This is a genomic window from Amycolatopsis sp. SID8362, assembly GCF_010550475.1.
Lineage (GTDB): Bacteria > Actinomycetota > Actinomycetes > Mycobacteriales > Pseudonocardiaceae > Amycolatopsis > Amycolatopsis eburnea.
Window position 1 is genome coordinate 1 of sequence record NZ_JAAGNB010000967.1, and the last position, 16,465, is coordinate 16,465.

15 protein-coding genes are annotated in these 16,465 nt (G+C 69.3%); 1 reads left to right on the forward strand and 14 read right to left on the reverse strand.

The genetic code is table 11. The features are described from left to right. From G3I65_RS58860 to G3I65_RS30075, 10 genes are all read right to left on the reverse strand, one after another. Positions 1–2,030 (reverse strand): Ig-like domain-containing protein (locus G3I65_RS58860; protein WP_309235804.1); only part of this gene is annotated, 2,030 nt, incomplete at its 3' end. A gap of 691 nt (positions 2,031–2,721) precedes the next feature. After that, positions 2,722–2,943, reverse strand: coding sequence for a hypothetical protein (locus tag G3I65_RS30035; protein WP_160699090.1), 222 nt, complete (start codon positions 2,941–2,943; stop codon positions 2,722–2,724). Positions 2,944–3,079: 136 nt separating this feature from the next. Continuing rightward, positions 3,080–3,487, reverse strand: coding sequence for an SCP2 sterol-binding domain-containing protein (locus G3I65_RS30040; RefSeq protein WP_160699091.1), 408 nt, complete (start codon positions 3,485–3,487; stop codon positions 3,080–3,082). A 53-nt stretch (positions 3,488–3,540) separates the two neighbouring features. Further along, positions 3,541–5,040 carry an aldehyde dehydrogenase family protein gene (locus tag G3I65_RS30045; RefSeq protein WP_160699092.1) on the reverse strand — a complete coding sequence of 500 codons (1,500 nt, stop codon included), beginning with the start codon at positions 5,038–5,040 and terminating at the stop codon, positions 3,541–3,543. A 58-nt stretch (positions 5,041–5,098) separates the two neighbouring features. Beyond that, positions 5,099–5,677 (reverse strand): RNA polymerase sigma factor, encoded by a 579-nt coding sequence (locus G3I65_RS30050; protein WP_160699093.1) that lies wholly within the window; start codon positions 5,675–5,677, stop codon positions 5,099–5,101. Between the two features lie 46 nt (positions 5,678–5,723). Continuing rightward, positions 5,724–6,038 (reverse strand): ferredoxin, encoded by a 315-nt coding sequence (fdxA, locus tag G3I65_RS30055; protein ID WP_160699094.1) that lies wholly within the window; start codon positions 6,036–6,038, stop codon positions 5,724–5,726. Positions 6,039–6,074: 36 nt separating this feature from the next. Then, positions 6,075–7,091 carry an NAD(P)/FAD-dependent oxidoreductase gene (locus G3I65_RS30060; protein ID WP_160699095.1) on the reverse strand — a complete coding sequence of 339 codons (1,017 nt, stop codon included), beginning with the start codon at positions 7,089–7,091 and terminating at the stop codon, positions 6,075–6,077. Positions 7,092–7,136: 45 nt separating this feature from the next. Continuing rightward, positions 7,137–8,120: a R2-like ligand-binding oxidase gene (locus tag G3I65_RS30065; RefSeq protein WP_160699096.1), complete on the reverse strand. Its 984-nt coding sequence runs from the start codon at positions 8,118–8,120 to the stop codon at positions 7,137–7,139. A 31-nt stretch (positions 8,121–8,151) separates the two neighbouring features. After that, positions 8,152–9,258 carry an NDMA-dependent alcohol dehydrogenase gene (locus tag G3I65_RS30070; RefSeq protein WP_160699097.1) on the reverse strand — a complete coding sequence of 369 codons (1,107 nt, stop codon included), beginning with the start codon at positions 9,256–9,258 and terminating at the stop codon, positions 8,152–8,154. Positions 9,259–9,372: 114 nt separating this feature from the next. Continuing rightward, positions 9,373–10,704, reverse strand: coding sequence for a sensor histidine kinase KdpD (locus tag G3I65_RS30075; protein ID WP_160699098.1), 1,332 nt, complete (start codon positions 10,702–10,704; stop codon positions 9,373–9,375). A gap of 57 nt (positions 10,705–10,761) precedes the next feature. On the opposite strand from G3I65_RS30075, the gene G3I65_RS30080 reads away from it, so the two are divergent. Next, positions 10,762–11,430, forward strand: coding sequence for a response regulator transcription factor (locus G3I65_RS30080; protein ID WP_160699099.1), 669 nt, complete (start codon positions 10,762–10,764; stop codon positions 11,428–11,430). 24 nt (positions 11,431–11,454) lie between these two features. Here G3I65_RS30080 and G3I65_RS30085 read toward each other — a convergent pair whose 3' ends face one another. From G3I65_RS30085 to G3I65_RS30100, 4 genes are read right to left on the reverse strand one after another with little or no spacing between them, the layout of a single operon-like run. Beyond that, complete coding sequence (locus tag G3I65_RS30085) at positions 11,455–11,661, reverse strand: hypothetical protein (RefSeq protein ID WP_160699100.1); 207 nt, start codon at positions 11,659–11,661, stop codon at positions 11,455–11,457. Next, positions 11,658–12,857 carry a peptidyl-prolyl cis-trans isomerase gene (locus G3I65_RS30090; RefSeq protein ID WP_160699101.1) on the reverse strand — a complete coding sequence of 400 codons (1,200 nt, stop codon included), beginning with the start codon at positions 12,855–12,857 and terminating at the stop codon, positions 11,658–11,660. The genes G3I65_RS30085 and G3I65_RS30090 overlap by 4 nt, the downstream gene beginning before the upstream one ends. Beyond that, on the reverse strand, positions 12,854–15,172 hold the full coding sequence (locus G3I65_RS30095) for an MMPL family transporter (RefSeq protein WP_309235806.1): 2,319 nt from the start codon (positions 15,170–15,172) through the stop codon (positions 12,854–12,856). The genes G3I65_RS30090 and G3I65_RS30095 overlap by 4 nt, the downstream gene beginning before the upstream one ends. Continuing rightward, the gene (locus G3I65_RS30100) at positions 15,169–16,464 is read right to left on the reverse strand and encodes an MCE family protein (protein WP_239071541.1); all 1,296 of its coding nucleotides are present in this window, start codon (positions 16,462–16,464) and stop codon (positions 15,169–15,171) included. The genes G3I65_RS30095 and G3I65_RS30100 overlap by 4 nt, the downstream gene beginning before the upstream one ends. Between the last annotated feature and the right edge of the window lies 1 nt (position 16,465).

Genomic DNA, 16,465 nt, shown 5'->3' on the forward strand with positions numbered 1-16,465 from the left:
GTCGCCGTGATCGTGTGCGACCCATCCGACAACGTCGACGAGTCACAACTCCACGTCCCATCCGCAGCAACGGTCGCCGTGCACAACACCGTCGTCCCCTCGGACACCGTCACCGTCGCCCCCGGCTCACCCGTACCCGAAATCGCCGGCGTCGAATCACTCGTCATCGAGCCGTCCACCGGGCCAGCAATCACCGGCGCCGCCGGCACCGCCGAATCAACCGTGAACGTATCCGGCGCCGACACCGCCGAAACATTCCCCGCCGCATCCGCCTGCGTCGCCGTGATCGTGTGCGACCCATCCGACAACGTCGACGAGTCACAACTCCACGTCCCATCCGCAGCAACGGTCGCCGTGCACAACACCGTCGTCCCCTCGGACACCGTCACCGTCGCCCCCGGCTCACCCGTACCCGAAATCGCCGGCGTCGAATCACTCGTCATCGAGCCGTCCACCGGGCCAGCAATCACCGGCGCCGCCGGCACCGCCGAATCAACCGTGAACGTATCCGGCGCCGACACCGCCGAAACATTCCCCGCCGCATCCGCCTGCGTCGCCGTGACCGTGTGCGACCCATCCGGCAGCGTCGACGAGTCACAGCTCCAATTCCCCGTCGCGTCGACGGTCGCCGTGCACAACACCGTCGCGCCCTCGGACACCGTGACCGTCGCCCCAGGCTCACCCGTACCCGAAATCGTCGGCGTCGAATCACCGATGGTGGAACCAGCCACCGGACCAGTAATCACCGGCGCCGCCGGAGGCGTCTGATCGATCACGGTGAAGGTCACAGGAGCCGATGCCCCGGAGGCGGCCGTACTGGATTTCTGGGTCGCCTCGATCGTGTGCGGACCTGGAGACAGCGGCGTCGATGGCACCAGTGACCACGTGCCGTCCGAACCTACCGTGGCCGTGCCGATGATCGTCCCATTTTCGGTCACGGTGACCGTCGCGCCGGGGACGCCGGTGCCGGTGATCGTCGGCGACTCGCTGGTGGTGGAGCCTTCCGTCGGCGACGTGATCACCGGCGGCTGGAGAACGGAGCACTGCACGCCGCCCGTCGGCGCTGTCGCTGTCGCCGACAGCGGGAGCAGGCCCAAGTTGATGGTGGCCAGCGTGGTCGGCGGCAGCAACGGCGGGTCCAGCACGATGGTTCCCGTGATGTTGATGAACGTCATCGAGCCGGATGCGGTCGCACCTGAGGAGTTGTCTGTGAGCCCTCCGACGCCGATTTTCAGCGATGCGATGACCCCGCCGCCGAGGTCGACGTTGACCGGCAGGGAGGCGCCCGCGGTGAGCCTGGTCGTAGTTCCGCCCACAGTCACGTCGATCGCATAGTTGTTCGCCGTGACGGTCCCCGTGGTGCCGTTGGACGTCGCGGTGAGCGTCGGGTTGGACACCACGTCGACCTGAACGTTTTGGTTGAGCAGACTCAGCGATGTGAGATTGCCGCTGGTGGTGGAGACCACCGAGCCGGCATTCAGCGCGGTGTTTCCGCTGGTGGTAACCGTGCCGAGAGTGAGGATGTTGATCGCAGGCACGGGGGCCGGCGGCTGGATGCCCAGGGTCGCGCCGGCGAGGCTGACATCGGCCGTCGAGATCGGTTGGCCGTCCGGAACACAGGCGGCGTCACCCGCCCACACCGTGCTACCCGATCCAGTGAGCAGGCCCGTGTCCAGCACACCGGGGACGTCGACCTGACCGAGACCCGTGTTGTAGCTGTCGGTCGGCGTGGCGTTGTTCGAATTCGCCTGGTCGGACACCACCGAGACGGGGATGCCGAGCGCCCCCGCCTCCAGGTTGGCCGACTCGGCGTGCGCCCGTGGATCTCTGGTGCTGTCGGTCGCCGTCCTCGCGTGTCCGAGTATCGCGTCGATGTTCGCGATGCCCGCGGCGTTCAAGCCCAGCGACAGGATATCCCCGTGGGTCGAACCGGAGTAGGGCGCCGGCAACGCTGCGGCATTCGCCACCGGTCCCGCTTGCACGAGACTGGGAGTTAAGGAAAAGCTGAATGCCCCGACGACGGCGATCACCGTAGCCAGTGAAATACGCGACAACATGGCGAGCCCTTCGGTCGGGGAACAGAACGCATCCTGCCCTCAACAAACGACGCGAACAAGGAATCTCACCCGCGCGGACATCACCCTGAGTGGTGAACCCGATTTCGACAATGAATCACCAGCTAGTCGCCAGAAATGTAAATTGTTGTTAAAACCCGCTTGACCTGGAGCCGACTCAGGCCTGAGAACCGCCCTGGACCAGCAAGGCGTCGAGCTTCACCGGCGCTATCACTCACCGCACACGCGGGAGGTCGCCTGTCCAACCGGAAAGGGTCGCAACTACAGCAAAGGAAGTACGCCGATTCAACCGGGCCACGACTCCCTCAACCCCACGTAACCAACAGTTCACAGAAGACGGACGACGACACAAGCCTGACTCTTGCCAAGTTTGCCCTAAAGGGCATTTTACGATCCCGCTTGAACATACTTGTCGGGCAATTGCGGAATTTTCGCTGTCGGCTACTACGTCTGAACAGACGCCCAAACGCTCGCATCACCGGCGCGACGGACCCGTGTGCCGCGTCCGCGCGGTCCTCTGGCGGGCGGCGGCCGCTCGGACGCGGTCAACGACCGCACGGCCCGGCCACCGAGCCGGACGCTACCAACCGGTCGGGGCGGCAAGCCCGCTGTCGCATGCCTGCGTGGCCGTCCCAACCTGGGTCAGTCAAAGGGGCGCGAGCGGCCACCAGCGCGGCGCCATCGCCGTCCGCAGGTTGCCGGACGAGACGATGCCACGTCGGCGACCGCCCGGCCCCTGAGTGGCCTGCATCTGCCGGTCCGAGCTCTCGAACGCCTCCACCAGCGACGGCGGCACGGTCCAACCGTGGACCGAGCCCGTCACCGTCGAGCAGTCCGCGTGGACCAGCCGCTCGGCCGGTGTGAACATCGCCGCCGCGGACCGCTCGCCGACGTCGGCCCAGGCGAATCCGGGGACCCTCCGACGGAGTGTGGGTCGAGGCCGGACGGCGATGACGACATCGTCCCCGCGCCGGAACCCCACGCATCGAGGGGTTACCCGCCACTCACGCCTTCAGCAGGTCAGCCCGGCCGTCGCGCTCGAGCATCGCCTCGTACGCGGGGAAGAGCGACTTCGCGGCCGGCACCAGCTTCAGGATCTTCGACACCGGGCCCTTCGCCCGGACCTGGCCCCTGGCCATCGCCACGGACAGGTTCACCTTGCCCAGCCAGAACCGGTTGCCGGTGTCGGCCGACATGAACAGCTCGACGTGCGGCGTCAGGCTGCTCTCGCCGGTGTGCACGTCACCGGAGGGCATGTCGACCGTCACGATCGAGTCGGGATCGGTGTAGGTGATCTGGAGGACGACGCCGGAGCCCTTCAGCTTCGGGCCGACGTCGGGGTCGGCCAGACCGCTTTCGAAGACGCCACCGATGTACTTGTAGACCTCGGCGTCATCCTTGAACGTACCCATTTCTGCACTCCTCGTCGAGTTTCTGTTGCTGACAAACGGAAAACCTGCCGACGTCAGTCCATGCCGATCCAGACGGACTTCGTCTGCGTGTACCCGAGCAGTGACTCCTCACCGAGGTCACGCCCATAGCCCGAGGACTTGTACCCGCCGAACGGCGCGGCCGGGTCGATCATGTTGTACATGTTGACCCACACCGTGCCCGCCTCCAGCGCGTGCGCGACCCGGTGCGCCCGCTTGAGGTCGTTGGTCCACACCCCCGCGGCGAGCCCGTACTCGCTCGAGTTGGCGCGCCGCACCGCCTCGCTCTCGTCGTCGAAGGTCAGCACCGACAGCACCGGCCCGAAGATCTCCTCGGTGGCGATGGACATCTCGTCCCGCACGTCGGTGAACACCGTCGGCTTCAGGAAGTGCCCGTCGGCGAGGGCGCCGCCCGGTCGCTCGCCGCCGCACACCAGGGTCGCGCCCTCCCGGACACCCGCCTCCACATAGCCCGCCACCCGGTCGAGCTGGCGGGCCGAGACCAGCGGGCCCATCTGCGTCTCCTCGTCGAGGCCGTGACCCAGCAGGATCTCACCGGCCTCGGCCTCGAGCGCGGCGACGACCTCGTCGTGGACGTCCCGGTGCACGAACAACCGCGAGCCCGCGCAGCACACCTGCCCCTGGTTCAGGAAGATGCCGTTGAGCGCGCCCTGCGCCGCCGCCTCGACATCGGCGTCGGGGAAGACGATGTTGGCGGACTTCCCGCCCAGTTCGAGCGTGAGCTTCTTGAGGCTGCCCGCGCTGGCCGTCACGATCCTCCGCCCGGTCGCGGTCGAACCGGTGAACGAGATCTTCGCGACCCCGGGGTGATCGATGAGCGCCTGGCCGGCGTCCGGGCCCAGACCGGTGACGACGTTGAGCACGCCCGGCGGAAGCCCCGCCTCCAGTGCGATTTCGGCGAGCCGCAGCGCGCTCAACGACGTGAACTCCGACGGCTTGAGCACCGCGGTGTTCCCGGCGGCGAGCGCGGGCGCGACCTTCCAGGAGCCGATCATCAGCGGGAAGTTCCACGGCACGATCGCGCCGACCACGCCCAGCGGCTCGCGCCGGGTGTAGACCAGCGCTTCGCCGACCGCGGGCGACACCGGGAGCGTCAGACCGCCGAGCTTCGTCGTCCAGCCCCCGAAGTACCGCCAGATCTGCGCCGAGAGGCTGACGTCGAGGTAGGTCGACTCGGTGAGTGGCTTGCCGTTGTCCAGCGTCTCGAGGATCGCCAGCTCTTCGGCGTGCTCCTCGATCGCGTCCGCGATGTCCTGCAGTACGCGGCCGCGCGCGGCCGGGCTGAGCTGCCGCCACTGGACAAAGGCCTGGTGCGCGGTGTCCACCGCACGGTCCACATCAGCCTGCCCGCCCGCCGCGATGTTCGCCAGCAACGCACCGGTCGCCGGGTCGAACGTCGGGATCGTCTCCCCGCCGACGGACGGCATCCGCTCGGCGCCGACCAGGATGCTCTGTGCCGCCGCGGTCAGGAACGTCCGGGCCGCCTCGGGGATCTCGACCGACATCGTCGTCATGAATGGTCGCCTTTCTCGCTCGGTTCTGTCTGCCGCGCCTTCGGTTCCACCTGGCGCTTCACGCCACCGCGACCGGGTCGACCAGGTCGGCGAGCCGGCGGACGGCCCGGTGCTGGAGCGCCCGCACGGCGTTGTCTTTCCGCTTCATCACCTGTGCGGTCTCCGTGACGGAAAGCCCTTCGAAGAACCGCAGCAGCAGACACGTCCGCTGGTCGTCGCTCAGCTCGAGCATCTGCCGGACGATCTCGTCGCGACACGCCTCCGAAAGAACCTTGAATTCGGGGAACACGGCCGTTCGCCCCTCGTCGGAAAACTCCGACACCATCACCTCGTGCCGGTAGCGGCCCGACTTGATGTGGTCACGAATGATGTTCTTCGCGATGGTCAGCAACCACGCCCGCACGGTGCTCCCGAAATACCGCACCGAACCGATGCTCCGCAGGGCGCGGAGAAAGGTTTCGCTGGTGACGTCCTCCGCCGCGTGCTCGTCCCGCAGCCGCCCGCAGGCGAACCGGAACACGTCCACGGAAAACCGGCGGTACAGCAGGCCGAACGCCCGATGGTCACCTTCCTGCGCGGCACGGACCAAGTCCCACGGATCCACGCCTTCCCGTTCAATCGTCGCCATTGACGTCATCCGGAACTCCTTCGTGAGGCGGTCCTCGCCGTTGCCGGAGCGGAACTCAGTTCTTCTCGAAGCTCTTCACGTAATCCGTGTCTTCGATCGGCGGGTCGACCTTGGTCGAGCCACCCGGGCTGCCCAGTTCGCCGAACGCCGACCTGGCCGACTCCTGGAACGGGCGCCAGCGGTCGTCCACCCGCTGCGCCGGGCGGATGGCTTCGACCGGGCAAACCGGCTCACAGGCGGCGCAGTCGATGCATTCGCCAGGGTGGATGTAGAGCATCCGTTCACCCTCGTAAATGCAGTCGACCGGGCATTCTTCGATGCACGTCATGTCCTTGACGTCCACGCACGGTTCTCCGATGACGAAAGCCACCAGTGCACCTCCTCTGGTTCTGGGGAATCGCGGCGGTCAGACCCCGGCTGGAGCCGTCAGGTCGCTGGAATGCCCGGGGGCGAGCTCGGCCCGCGGGTCGAGAACCACCGCCGCGTTGTTCACGGCGGTGGCCACCTCCCCGAACCCGACGGCGATGAGCTTGACCTTGCCGTCGAACGTCGCGGCGTCGCCCGCGGCGAAGACCCCGGGCAGGTTCGTGCGCATCCTGCTGTCGACGCGGATCGCCCGGCCGGCCAGTTCCAGGCCCCAGTCGTTGATCGGGCCGAGGTTCATCAGGAAGCCGAGCGCCGCGACGACCACCTGGGCTTCGGTCTCCCGCGGCCCGGATTCACCGGCGACGTCGATCGCGACGCTCTCCAGCCGCTCATTGCCACGCAGTTCCGTCACGGTGGCGTCGACCAGCACCGTGCAGTCCGACTCGTGGAGCAGCGCCAGCGAGTGCTCGTGCGCGCGGAAGAGCCGGCGCCGGTGCACCAACGTGGTCGACCGTGCCCTCGGCAGCGCGGCCAGCGCCCAGTCGACCGCGGAGTCACCACCCCCGACCACCACGACGTCCTTGCCGTCGAAAACCTCCAGCCGCGGCACGAAATAGCACAGCCCGCGACCGAGGAACGCCTCGCCGGCCGGGATCGGCCGCGGGGTCACCGTGCCGACGCCGGAGGTGATGATCACCCCCAGTGCGTCGACCACCACACCCGCCGACGTCGTGGCCCGCCACCCACCGGGGCGCCGCTCGAGCCGCACGACCTGTTGCGACAGCAGGTACTTCGGGGCGAACGGCTCGGCCTGCCGGACCAGGTTCCCGATCAGCTCCTGGCCCGGCACGCCCGGGAGGCCGGCGATGTCGTAGATCTTCTTTTCCGGGTAGATCGCCTGGACCTGGCCGCCGACCTCGGGCAGCGCGTCGACCACGGCCATGCTCAGGCCGCGGAACCCCGCGTAGTACGCGCCGAACAAGCCCACCGGACCGGCGCCGACGAACAGCAGGTCGACGGTCTCGTCCGGCGTCCGGACAGCACTGGCCTGGGGCATGTCGGTGGCTTCCTTGCGGTCGAGGGTGGCCGGGGCGGGGTGCGGTCAGGCCCCGACCGTCGCGAGGGCCTGTGTCACGACGGCTTCGTCCTCCGCGGCGAACTTGTCCTCCAGCTGCATCGGCGAGTAGTCGTCGTCGATCTCCTCGACCGCGCGGCCTCGCGCGCTCTCGATCGATTCGAGCCGCCGGGTGACCTTGTCGAGGGCGTAGTCGGTCATCTCGTCGATGTTGATGCCGAAGGGCGCGTTGTCGCCGAAGACGTCGAACAGCCGGACGATCAGCTGGAGCGCGGGCTGCAGCAGCTCCTGCATCCGCTCGTCGACGACCTCCCAGTTGCGGTCGTCCGCCGCCACGTGACGCCGGCAGGTGAAGGTGCCCCACGCCATGTGCCGCCGCTCGTCGTCGCCGATGAGCTTGACGACCTGCTGCATGCCCGGCAGGATCCCGCGGCTCTTGCAGATCTTCGCCCAGGCGAAGTAACCGGTGAGGGCGAGGCAGCCCTCCACGACGTGGTTGTAGGTGACCGACGCCCGGATCTGCGCGGCGGGCGAGGGATCCGTCCCCAGCGCGTACAGCGACTTCGGCAGCTCCTCGGTGAAGATCTTCGCGTACGGCTCGCTGTACTCGACGTACTCGTGCAGGTCGGTGCTCAGGCCGATGGCGTCGAACCACAGCCGGAACGCCTGCATGTGCTTGGCTTCCTCGAAGGTGAACTGCGTCAGGTACGCCTCGTCGGCCAGCCTGCCCTCGGCGGCCATGGCCGTCATGAACGGCTGCAGGTCCTGGGCCACGGACTCCTCGCCCGCCATGAACTGCGAGGCGAGGATCGAGGTGAGCCGCTTCTCGTCCGGGCTCATCGCCGCGAAGTCGGCGGCATCCTGGGAGAAGTCGATGTCCTCCGGGTTCCAGAACTTCTTGTTCCCCTTGCGGAACAAGCGCATGGGGAAGGCGTCCATGCGGAGGCCGCCCTCGCTCAGGCTGCCGTAGCCGGTGCGCTTTCCGTGCTCGATGGTGCGGTCGATCGCCATGGGAATGTCCTTAGGTCGTGGTGGAAAGCCGCTAGTAGCGGATGAGGCCGCGGATGTTCTTGCCGTCGCGCATGTCCTGGTACCCCTGGTTCACGTCTTCCAGCGAGTACTCGGTCGTGACGAGCTCGTCCAGCTTCAGGAGACCGGCCCGGTACAGCTCGAGCAGACGCGGGACGTCGTGCTGGCCGTTGGAGGACCCGAACAGCGATCCGCGGAGCTGCTTTTCGTACAGCGTCAGCTCCATGAGACTGGTCGTGATCGTCGTCTCCTCCGGGTGCCCGATCGCGGTCACGACCACCCGGCCGCGCTTGCCGACGAGGGAAAGCGCGGGGGTGATGTACGCGCCCTCGGCGACGTCCGTGGTGATCACGCAGACGTCGGCGAGCTGGCCCCGAGTCAGCTCGCTGACCAGGTTCCACGCCTCGTCCATCGACGCCGCGGTGTGGGTGGCGCCGAATTCGCGAGCCTTGACCAGCTTGAACTCGACGGGGTCGATCGCGACGATCATCCGCGCTCCGGCGATCCGGGCGCCCTGGATGGCGTTCACACCGATGCCGCCGACGCCGACGACGACGACCGCGTCCCCGGCCCGCACCTCGCCGGACCGGACCGAGCTGCCGAAGCCGGTGGTGACCCCGCAGCCGACGAGCGCGGCCTTGTCCAGCGGAATTCCCGGGTCGATCTTCACGACCGAGGCGGCCGGCACCACGGTGTATTCGGAGAACGTGCCGAGCAGGCACATCTGGCCGATGTCCTCGCCGCGGGCGTGGAACCGATAAGTGTTGTCCAGCTGGGGACCGAGCATGACGGCCGCGCCCGCGTCACACAGGTTGCCCAGGCCCCGCGCGCAGTACGAGCAGCGCCCGCAGGCCGGCAGAAAGGTCATCACGACGTGGTCGCCCTCGGCGATGTCGGTGACCTCGGGGCCCACGCCCGCCACCACGCCGGCACCCTCGTGCCCGCCGACCAGGGGGTAGGGGAACGGCAGATCACCGGTGACGAGATGCTCGTCCGAGTGGCACAGGCCGCTCGCGGTCAGCTTGACCAGAACCTCGCCCGCCTTCGGCGGGTCCAGGTCGACTTCCTCGACCTGCCAATCCTCCTTCAGTCCCCAAAGGACCGCAGCCTTCGTCTTCATTGACGTCAACTCCTCGTAGGTGAAGTTCCCGAGCCATCATCACAAGGAGAAAACGGGTTCGCAGCGGTCTCACGAGCCATCGGTGGCCCGTGCGTGCCAATCCTCCCGGCCGATTCAGTCCACCGGCACTTCGAGGTAGACGACCAGGCCGCCACCCGAGCGCGGCCGGAGGCTGATCCTGCCGTCGAGCGACCGCACGATCTGGTCGGCGATCCACAGTCCCAGGCCCGCCGTGCCACGGCGCTCGCCGGCGGACACGAACTGGTCGGTGACGCGAGGGGCGAGTTCGGCGGGAATGCCCGGCCCCCGGTCGAGGATCATCACCCGGAGCCGGTCCGGCTCCAGCCGGGCGACGACCTCGACGGGGGTGCCCCGGCTGTGCCGGCCCGCGTTCTCCACCAGATTGGTGAGCACGCGCCGCAGCAGCTGCGGGTCCAGCCGGCAGCACGCACCTTCCGGGGTGACCATGATCCGCAGCTCGGTGCCGGCCAAGCCGGCGGCATCCCCGGCCGCGTAAAGGAACTCCCGGACGTCGACGATGCGGCGCCGCCCGGTGCTGAACGTCGGCCGGCGGCTCGCGGCGACGTCACCGAGAGCGTCCATCATCGACGAGAGGTGACTCGCGTGGGCCGCCAGGAGCCGGACGCTCGTGGCGTGGTCGTCGTCCTCGGCCGCCGATGTCGTGTGCTCCGCCAGGTTGTCGGTGAGCGCCTTCAACGACGCGATCGGTGTCCGGAACTCGTGCAGGATCACCTGCAGTCCGGTTTCCTGTGCCTCGTAGGACTTCATGAGCCGGCTGCGCAGGTCCCGCTCTTCGTCCGCGGCGGCGCGTTCGGCGAGTGCCAGCGCGCGGGCGGCCGTGTGCGCCTGGGTCGCCCGCTCGGTCAGCAGGACGAAGCCTCCGGTCAGGGCGGCCATGAACACCAGGTAAAGCGGCCACCACGTGCCTTGCTGCAACCGCAGGGTGAGCGGCACACTCCCGTCGTCGACCACGAGTGCGATCACGAAGTAGGCCACGCCCAAGGCCAGTGACAGCGAGACGGTGGCCACGAAGGAAAGCCGCATGGCCGCGGCCGCGATGACCAGGAAGAGCAGTGACACGGCCAGGCTGCTGCTCCCGCCGGTGACCGTGATGATGGCCAGCGTCAGCGCGGAGTCCAATCCGGTCACCAGCAGGGACGACCAGCGGCTGCGCAACTCGATCGTCGGATCGCGGAAGACGACGAGCGCGTAGCAGCTGCCGATCCCCAGCCACACCAGGGTGATGGCGAGATGCTGGCGGACGGCCGGCGGCCCGACCGCGAGGAGCAGCCCCACCGACACCACGACTCCGACCCGGACGCTCGCCGGCACCCGCTCCACGATCCGGATGTCGCTGTCCCGGAACACTTCCGTGCGCAGGATGGTCCTCGCGCGCGCGGACCGCCACCACGGTACAGTCGACATCGTTGCCCTCCACGGTGTTTACACCGGCAATCCTGACACTTCCCGGCGGGGTGAGCCATGCAAGACCGGAAACTCGTCCTGGTGCTCGTCGACGACCACGACCTGTTCACGCAGGGCCTCGCCTTGCTGCTCAAGGCGAAGGCCGGAGACCGCTTCGAGATCGGCGGCACGACGAACCGCGCGGAGGAGGCGGCGGCGCTGGTCGGCTCGTGCGGCGCGGACATCGCGATCGTCGACATCGCCATGCCGCCCGTCAACGGGATACCGGCGATCCGGCAGATCAAGGCGCGCCATCCCGACACCAAGGTCGTCGCGCTGTCCGGGACGTCGGACATGAAGGTGGCCGAAGAGGCGCTGCGCGCCGGAGCCGACGGGTTCCTGGCGAAATCGGCGGATCCGGACGTGCTGGTTTCCCCGCTCCTGACGATCGCCGCGGGTTTCCGCGTGCTCGAGGACGCCCTTTTCACGTCGCTGCTGGACGCGGTACGGCACCCGCCCGAGGAGATCTTCGGCCAGCTCTCGGTCGAGGAGATCCGCTTGTGGGTGCTGCTTTCCCGTGGCCTGGAGACGACCGAGATCGCGGAGCGCATGCTGGTCTCCGAGCGGACGGCGAAGCGGCTGGTGGCCTCCCTGCTGAACAAGCTGGGCGCACCGAACCGGATCGTGGCGGCCGGCATGGCCGGGCACTACGGACTGCTGGGCAAGCGGGCGCCGGATCCGGGCTGACCCCGGCCCGGCACCCGCCGGCCTTCAGAAGACCGCGACGACCGACATGGCCACAAAAACCGCGGCGACCACGTAGGCGGTCACCGCCCCTCGCCGGAGAACCCGCGTTCTCCGCTCGCGTTCGGCACCCGGCAGGGCCGCGGGGACGAGCTGCCCGGCGTGCCGGCCGCCCCAACGTCCCAACGCGACGAGAAGCAGTGCCAGCACCAGGAACGGGATCGCGGTCGTCATCGAGGGCCCGGCTGCCCGGTGACCGGGCTGCCACCCGGCTTGACGTCCGGCGCCGCGTCGGGGTCGTCCGGCCGGTACTGGTCGGCGTACTCGACTCCCGCGTCGTGGATCCGGGTCCCCAGCCACGACCGCCAGACGCCGAGCGCCTTCTCCATCCGCAACTGCTGTTCGAGACTGTCACGCACCTTGTCGAAGGTCGCCGGCACCGGCGGCGTCACCTCACCCACGCGACCGACGTTCCAGCCGAACTGGTTCTGGACCGGGCCGAACACGGCCCCCGGTGCGGCGGCGAAGGCCGCCTTGCCGTAGTCGTCCTGCAGCTGGCCGCGGGCGACCGCGCCGAGATCACCACCCTTGTCGCGCGTGGCCGTGTCGATGCTGCGCTGCTGGGCCACGGTCTCGAACTTCGCGCCGTGCGCCAGGTCCGCGACCACCTGGTCGGCCTCCTCCTTGGTGCGCACCACGATGTTTCCGAGCTTGCGGGTCTCGGGCGTGGCGAGCTGGTCCTTGCGCGCCGCGAAGGCGTCCTTCAGCTCCTGGTCGCCGACGTCGCCTGCCCCCTTCGTCACGGCGTCGAACAGCTGTGACAGCGCGAGCTGCTGCTTGATCTCGTCGAGCACCGCGGGTTCCGAGGTACCGACCTGCCCCAGCTGCTGCACGAACTTGTCGTGGGCCTCCGGGCCCTCGCCGAGCTGCTGCGAGATCAACCTGGACAGCGCGTCCTGCGCCACCTTGTCACCGACCACGATGCCGCGGTCCTGGGCGGCCTGCTGCAGGATCAGGCTGACCGCGTACGCCTTGGCCGAGTCCTTGCGGAACTTGCCCAGGGTGGCTTCGTCCTGCGGCGGCTGCACGCCGTACATCGCCCGCCACGTCTCGACCATGGCGGCCAGCTGGTCCGCCGTGACGGTGCGGTCACCGACGCGGAAGGCCGCGTCGGCGGGCAGCTGCTTTGACTCGTACCAGACGTAGCCGCCGGCTCCGCCGCCTGCGAGGAGCAACACCACCAGCAGGAGCACGCGCATCCTGCGCCTCTTGGGCAGCATTTTGCGGACGAACCCACCGCGCTTTCCGGCGCTTTCGGTTTCGGCGCTTTCGGTTTCGGCGCTTTCGGTTTCGGTGCTTTCGGCTTCCTCGGCCGTGGTCTCCGGCTCCTCCTCATCGACCTCTGTCTCGCGTTCGACTCGCAGGCTCATCGACCCACCTCCACCACAACTCGTTCGACAGGACGGGAAACCGGCTCGGCCGCCGTCGTCTCCGCTTCCCGCGGCGGGCGGAGCCACACTACGCAAGCCGCGGAAAGCAGCGCGAGGACGACCGACCCCGCCAGCAGGACACCGAACTCGCGGACCGCCGCGAGCCGGGACAGCACGAGGACTCCGTAGCCCAGCGTCGACGTCGACGCGGCGAGGAGGATCGACAACCGCAGCCCGCGGCTGCGCCGGCGGACCGCTTCCGAAAGCAGGACGGTGAACTCGCACCCGACCGCCGCCGTCAGCGATCCCAGCCCCGCCGTGACCGGGCTCAGCGCCACGCCCGCCAGCCACAGGAAGCACAGGCCCGCGCCGGTCGCGATGATCGCGGCGGCCAGCGCCCGGAGCGCGTCACCGCGGCGGCGGAGTGCCACCAGCAATACCGCCCCGGCGGCCAGGATCCCCGCCAGGTTCGTCAGCAGCCGGTCGGCGGAGACGAGTTCGTTGCCCCGGACCGCGACCATCGGCAGGCCGGTCAGGTCCACGCGGTACCCAGCCGGCGGAGGGGGCAGGTGCCGCACGACGTCGTCGCGCAACGATCGCAGCTCGTCCAGGTTCGCCATGCGCACCCCGAAGCTCGACAGCGCGGCAGTCCGGTCGGTGCGGAACACCGCGCCGGTGAGGTAGGGCGGCAGCAGCCGTACGCCGGCCGCGATCTGCCCGGCCGTGGGCGACGCCCCGAGGAACGGCATCAGGGTCGGCGGGGAGATGATCGGGCGCATCCGGTCACCGTGGCGCGAAACGATGCTTTCCTGGGCGTCGCGGGTCCACTTGACGGCGTCGGGGGTGAGCACGTCGCGTCCGCTGAGGACGACGGCGACCTCGCCGGAGGAACCGATGACGGACTCGACGTGCTGGGCGTCGGCGAGCGCGTCCAGGCCGGTGGCGAAGCTCTGGAAGTCGCTCTCCAGCGGCAAGCGGGGCAGCGCTGCCCACCCGGCCACGGCGATGGTGGCCGCGACGACCCCGGCGGCAACGCGAGCCCACAACGGCGACGAGCCCGCGCGCGGTGCGTCCGCGATCTCTTCCGAGCGGGTCACCGCTCCGGCCGGATCGTGGATGCCGCGGACCAGCAGCATGCCGACGAGGGCGGCGATCAGCACACCCATCGACAGCGCCAAGCCGAGTTCGCGTACGAACGGCAGCGGGGAGAGCAGCAGCATCGCGAACGCGGCCGCCGTCGCCGTGGCGACCACCAGCACGACCCGGCGCCTGGCCTGCTGGGCGAAGTAGGTCGGGTAGTAGCTGCCGACACCGAGCAGTACGGGCAGGAAGGCGACGACACCCAGCGACAGCGGCCGGCCGAGCCAGCCGAACACGGCCAGGGTCAGCCCGATCGCGACGACGGTCGTCAGCACCGGCACGAGCCGGCGCCGCCACCGCGTGGTCCACGGGATCAGCAGGAAGCACGCGGCCACCGCGAGCAGGGCGGTCCCGCCGATCCACGGGATCTCCCGCTGCACCTGCTCACCGAGTGCCACGGCGAGAACCGGCACCCCGGAGACCGTTACGCGCGCCGCGTCCGGTTTGGCCGCGGCCACAGCGTCGCGCACCGCGGCGACCAGCCGGTCGGTGCCCTGCTGGTCCAGCCCCTCCCGCGGCCGGACGAGGATCGCGGTCGCGCGGTCGGAAGGCACGACGAAGCGCCACTGCGGGCGCGGCTGCCCGGCGCCGGTGTACACAACCGTGTTCACGAAGGACGGATTGCGCAAGGTCGGGAGCCCGGCGGGCAGGCCCTGCACCAGCAGGGGACCGTAGCGGGCATCGAACTCCGCGACTGCCGCGTCGCCTGCCTGCTGCGCGGCCGACCCGGTCTTCCCCTGCTGGGCCTGCCCGCGCACCGCGTCCCGGCGCCCGGACAGCTCGGCGAGCAGGTCCTGCGTCCGGCCGGCGATCTGGTTCAACGTCGTGCCCGGCCCGTACGCCGCCGCGACGTCGGGCAGCCGGGACAGTTCGCCTTCGAGCGCGACGAGGGCCGGGAGGTGCTGCTGGTCGAGCTGTTCGCGGGGCTTCCGGGACTCGAACAGGACCACGATCGGATCGCCGCCGAAGGAACCCGACTCGGCTTCGAACTGGCGCACCACGGGGTCACCGGTGGGCAGGAACGAGGCCACGCTCGTCTCGATCCGCACCTGGGCGAGGCCGCCGAGCACAAAGCCGGCGACCACGACGACGCCCAGTGCGGTGAGGAGCCCGCGCTTGGTCGGCCGACGGCCTCGCACCCGGAGCCATCCGACGCGGGCGAGGCGCGCGATCACTTCGGTCCCTTCTCCACCCGCGGGTACTGACCCTGGAACGGCCCTGGGTGCGCGGCCTGACCGGGAGCCGGGTACGGGTTGCTCTTGTCGAGCGGCGTGAGGTTGTTGAGGTTGAGCGGGTTTCCGCGCAGGCTCTGCTCGTTGAGGATGACGAACGCCCGCAGCGCCGTGCCGTTCGCGTCACCCCGGGACAGGGCCTGCCCCATGTTGCTGAACGTCGCGGCGATGTCGTGCCCGTACGGTTCCAGGTAGGACAGCATCGGGTTCACGTCACCCAGTGCGACGTTCAGGGTCGGCAGCAGCTGGTGCGCGTCGCCGGCGACGACCGGCACCCGCGCGAGGGTGTCCGGCGCGTGGTCGAGCACGCCGTTGAGCGCGGGCAGCATGCCCCGCAGGTCGGCCGCGGTCTGCGGAAGCTGTTCGAGGGCCTGGCTCAGATCCGGCGCCGCGGAGTTGAGATTCCTCGCGACCGGCGCCAGCGAACCGGACAGCTGGTTCAGCCCGTCGCTCGCGCTCCTGGCCTTGTCCATGACGCCCGGCAGCTCGCGCAGCACGGCCTGGAGGTCCTGGCCGCCGTCTGCCGTCGTCTTGGTCAGGGTGTCGGCGTCGCGCACCAGCTGCGCGATCTGTCCCTGCCGGCTGTCGAGCGCGGCGAGCAGCACGGCCGCGTTCCCGCTGAGCTTCTCGAGATCCTCGCTCTGCGCGGACAGCGCGGCGAGCGCACCCTGCCCTTCACGGCCGAGGTCGCCGAGCCCGGTCAGCGCCTGGGAGATGCTGTCCTGGCTGTCCTTCGTGGACATCCCCAGTGACCGGAGACTGCTCGCCAGCGCCTGCCGGGTGGTGGGGTCGATGCTCGCCAACACGTCGTTGAGGCCGACCGCCGGCTTTCCCGCGTCCGCGGGCAGGGCCGAGCCGCTGTCGAGGGCCGGGCCGGTTCCGTCGGCCAGCTGGAGGAAGGTCTCTTCGACGAGGGTCTTGTTCCGGACCTGGGCCGTCACCCCCTGGTGCAGGGGGTACTCCCGGTCGAGCTGGATCGTGACCTGGGCCTTGTCCCCGTCGTCCTTGATCTCGGCCACCTTGCCGACGGGGACACCGCTGATCATCACGTCGGAGTCGGGCACGAGGTTCGCCACGCGCGGGAACGTCGCGGTGACCTGGTAGCCGGCGCTGCTGAAGGGCAGCTTGCCGCCGGCGTTCACCCAGAGGTACCCGAAGAACACGACGCAGGCGACGGCGAACGCAACGAGCGCCAGCAGCCGGATCACCGGCATCGCGGAGTGCGGAATTCTCATG

What these genes read in the sequence shown, in the direction of transcription:
- G3I65_RS30065 (WP_160699096.1), bottom strand. Translation starts at nt 8,120, where the DNA reads ATGGCGATCGACCGCACCATCGAGCACGGAAAGCGCACCGGCTACGGC.
- G3I65_RS30075 (WP_160699098.1), bottom strand. Translation starts at nt 10,704, where the DNA reads ATGTCGACTGTACCGTGGTGGCGGTCCGCGCGCGCGAGGACCATCCTG.
- G3I65_RS30040 (WP_160699091.1), bottom strand. Translation starts at nt 3,487, where the DNA reads ATGGGTACGTTCAAGGATGACGCCGAGGTCTACAAGTACATCGGTGGC.
- G3I65_RS30050 (WP_160699093.1), bottom strand. Translation starts at nt 5,677, where the DNA reads ATGACGTCAATGGCGACGATTGAACGGGAAGGCGTGGATCCGTGGGAC.
- G3I65_RS30080 (WP_160699099.1), top strand. Translation starts at nt 10,762, where the DNA reads ATGCAAGACCGGAAACTCGTCCTGGTGCTCGTCGACGACCACGACCTG.
- G3I65_RS30090 (WP_160699101.1), bottom strand. Translation starts at nt 12,857, where the DNA reads ATGAGCCTGCGAGTCGAACGCGAGACAGAGGTCGATGAGGAGGAGCCG.
- G3I65_RS30045 (WP_160699092.1), bottom strand. Translation starts at nt 5,040, where the DNA reads ATGACGACGATGTCGGTCGAGATCCCCGAGGCGGCCCGGACGTTCCTG.
- G3I65_RS30035 (WP_160699090.1), bottom strand. Translation starts at nt 2,943, where the DNA reads ATGTTCACACCGGCCGAGCGGCTGGTCCACGCGGACTGCTCGACGGTG.
- G3I65_RS30100 (WP_239071541.1), bottom strand. Translation starts at nt 16,464, where the DNA reads ATGAGAATTCCGCACTCCGCGATGCCGGTGATCCGGCTGCTGGCGCTC.
- G3I65_RS30085 (WP_160699100.1), bottom strand. Translation starts at nt 11,661, where the DNA reads ATGACGACCGCGATCCCGTTCCTGGTGCTGGCACTGCTTCTCGTCGCG.
- G3I65_RS30070 (WP_160699097.1), bottom strand. Translation starts at nt 9,258, where the DNA reads ATGAAGACGAAGGCTGCGGTCCTTTGGGGACTGAAGGAGGATTGGCAG.
- G3I65_RS30060 (WP_160699095.1), bottom strand. Translation starts at nt 7,091, where the DNA reads ATGCCCCAGGCCAGTGCTGTCCGGACGCCGGACGAGACCGTCGACCTG.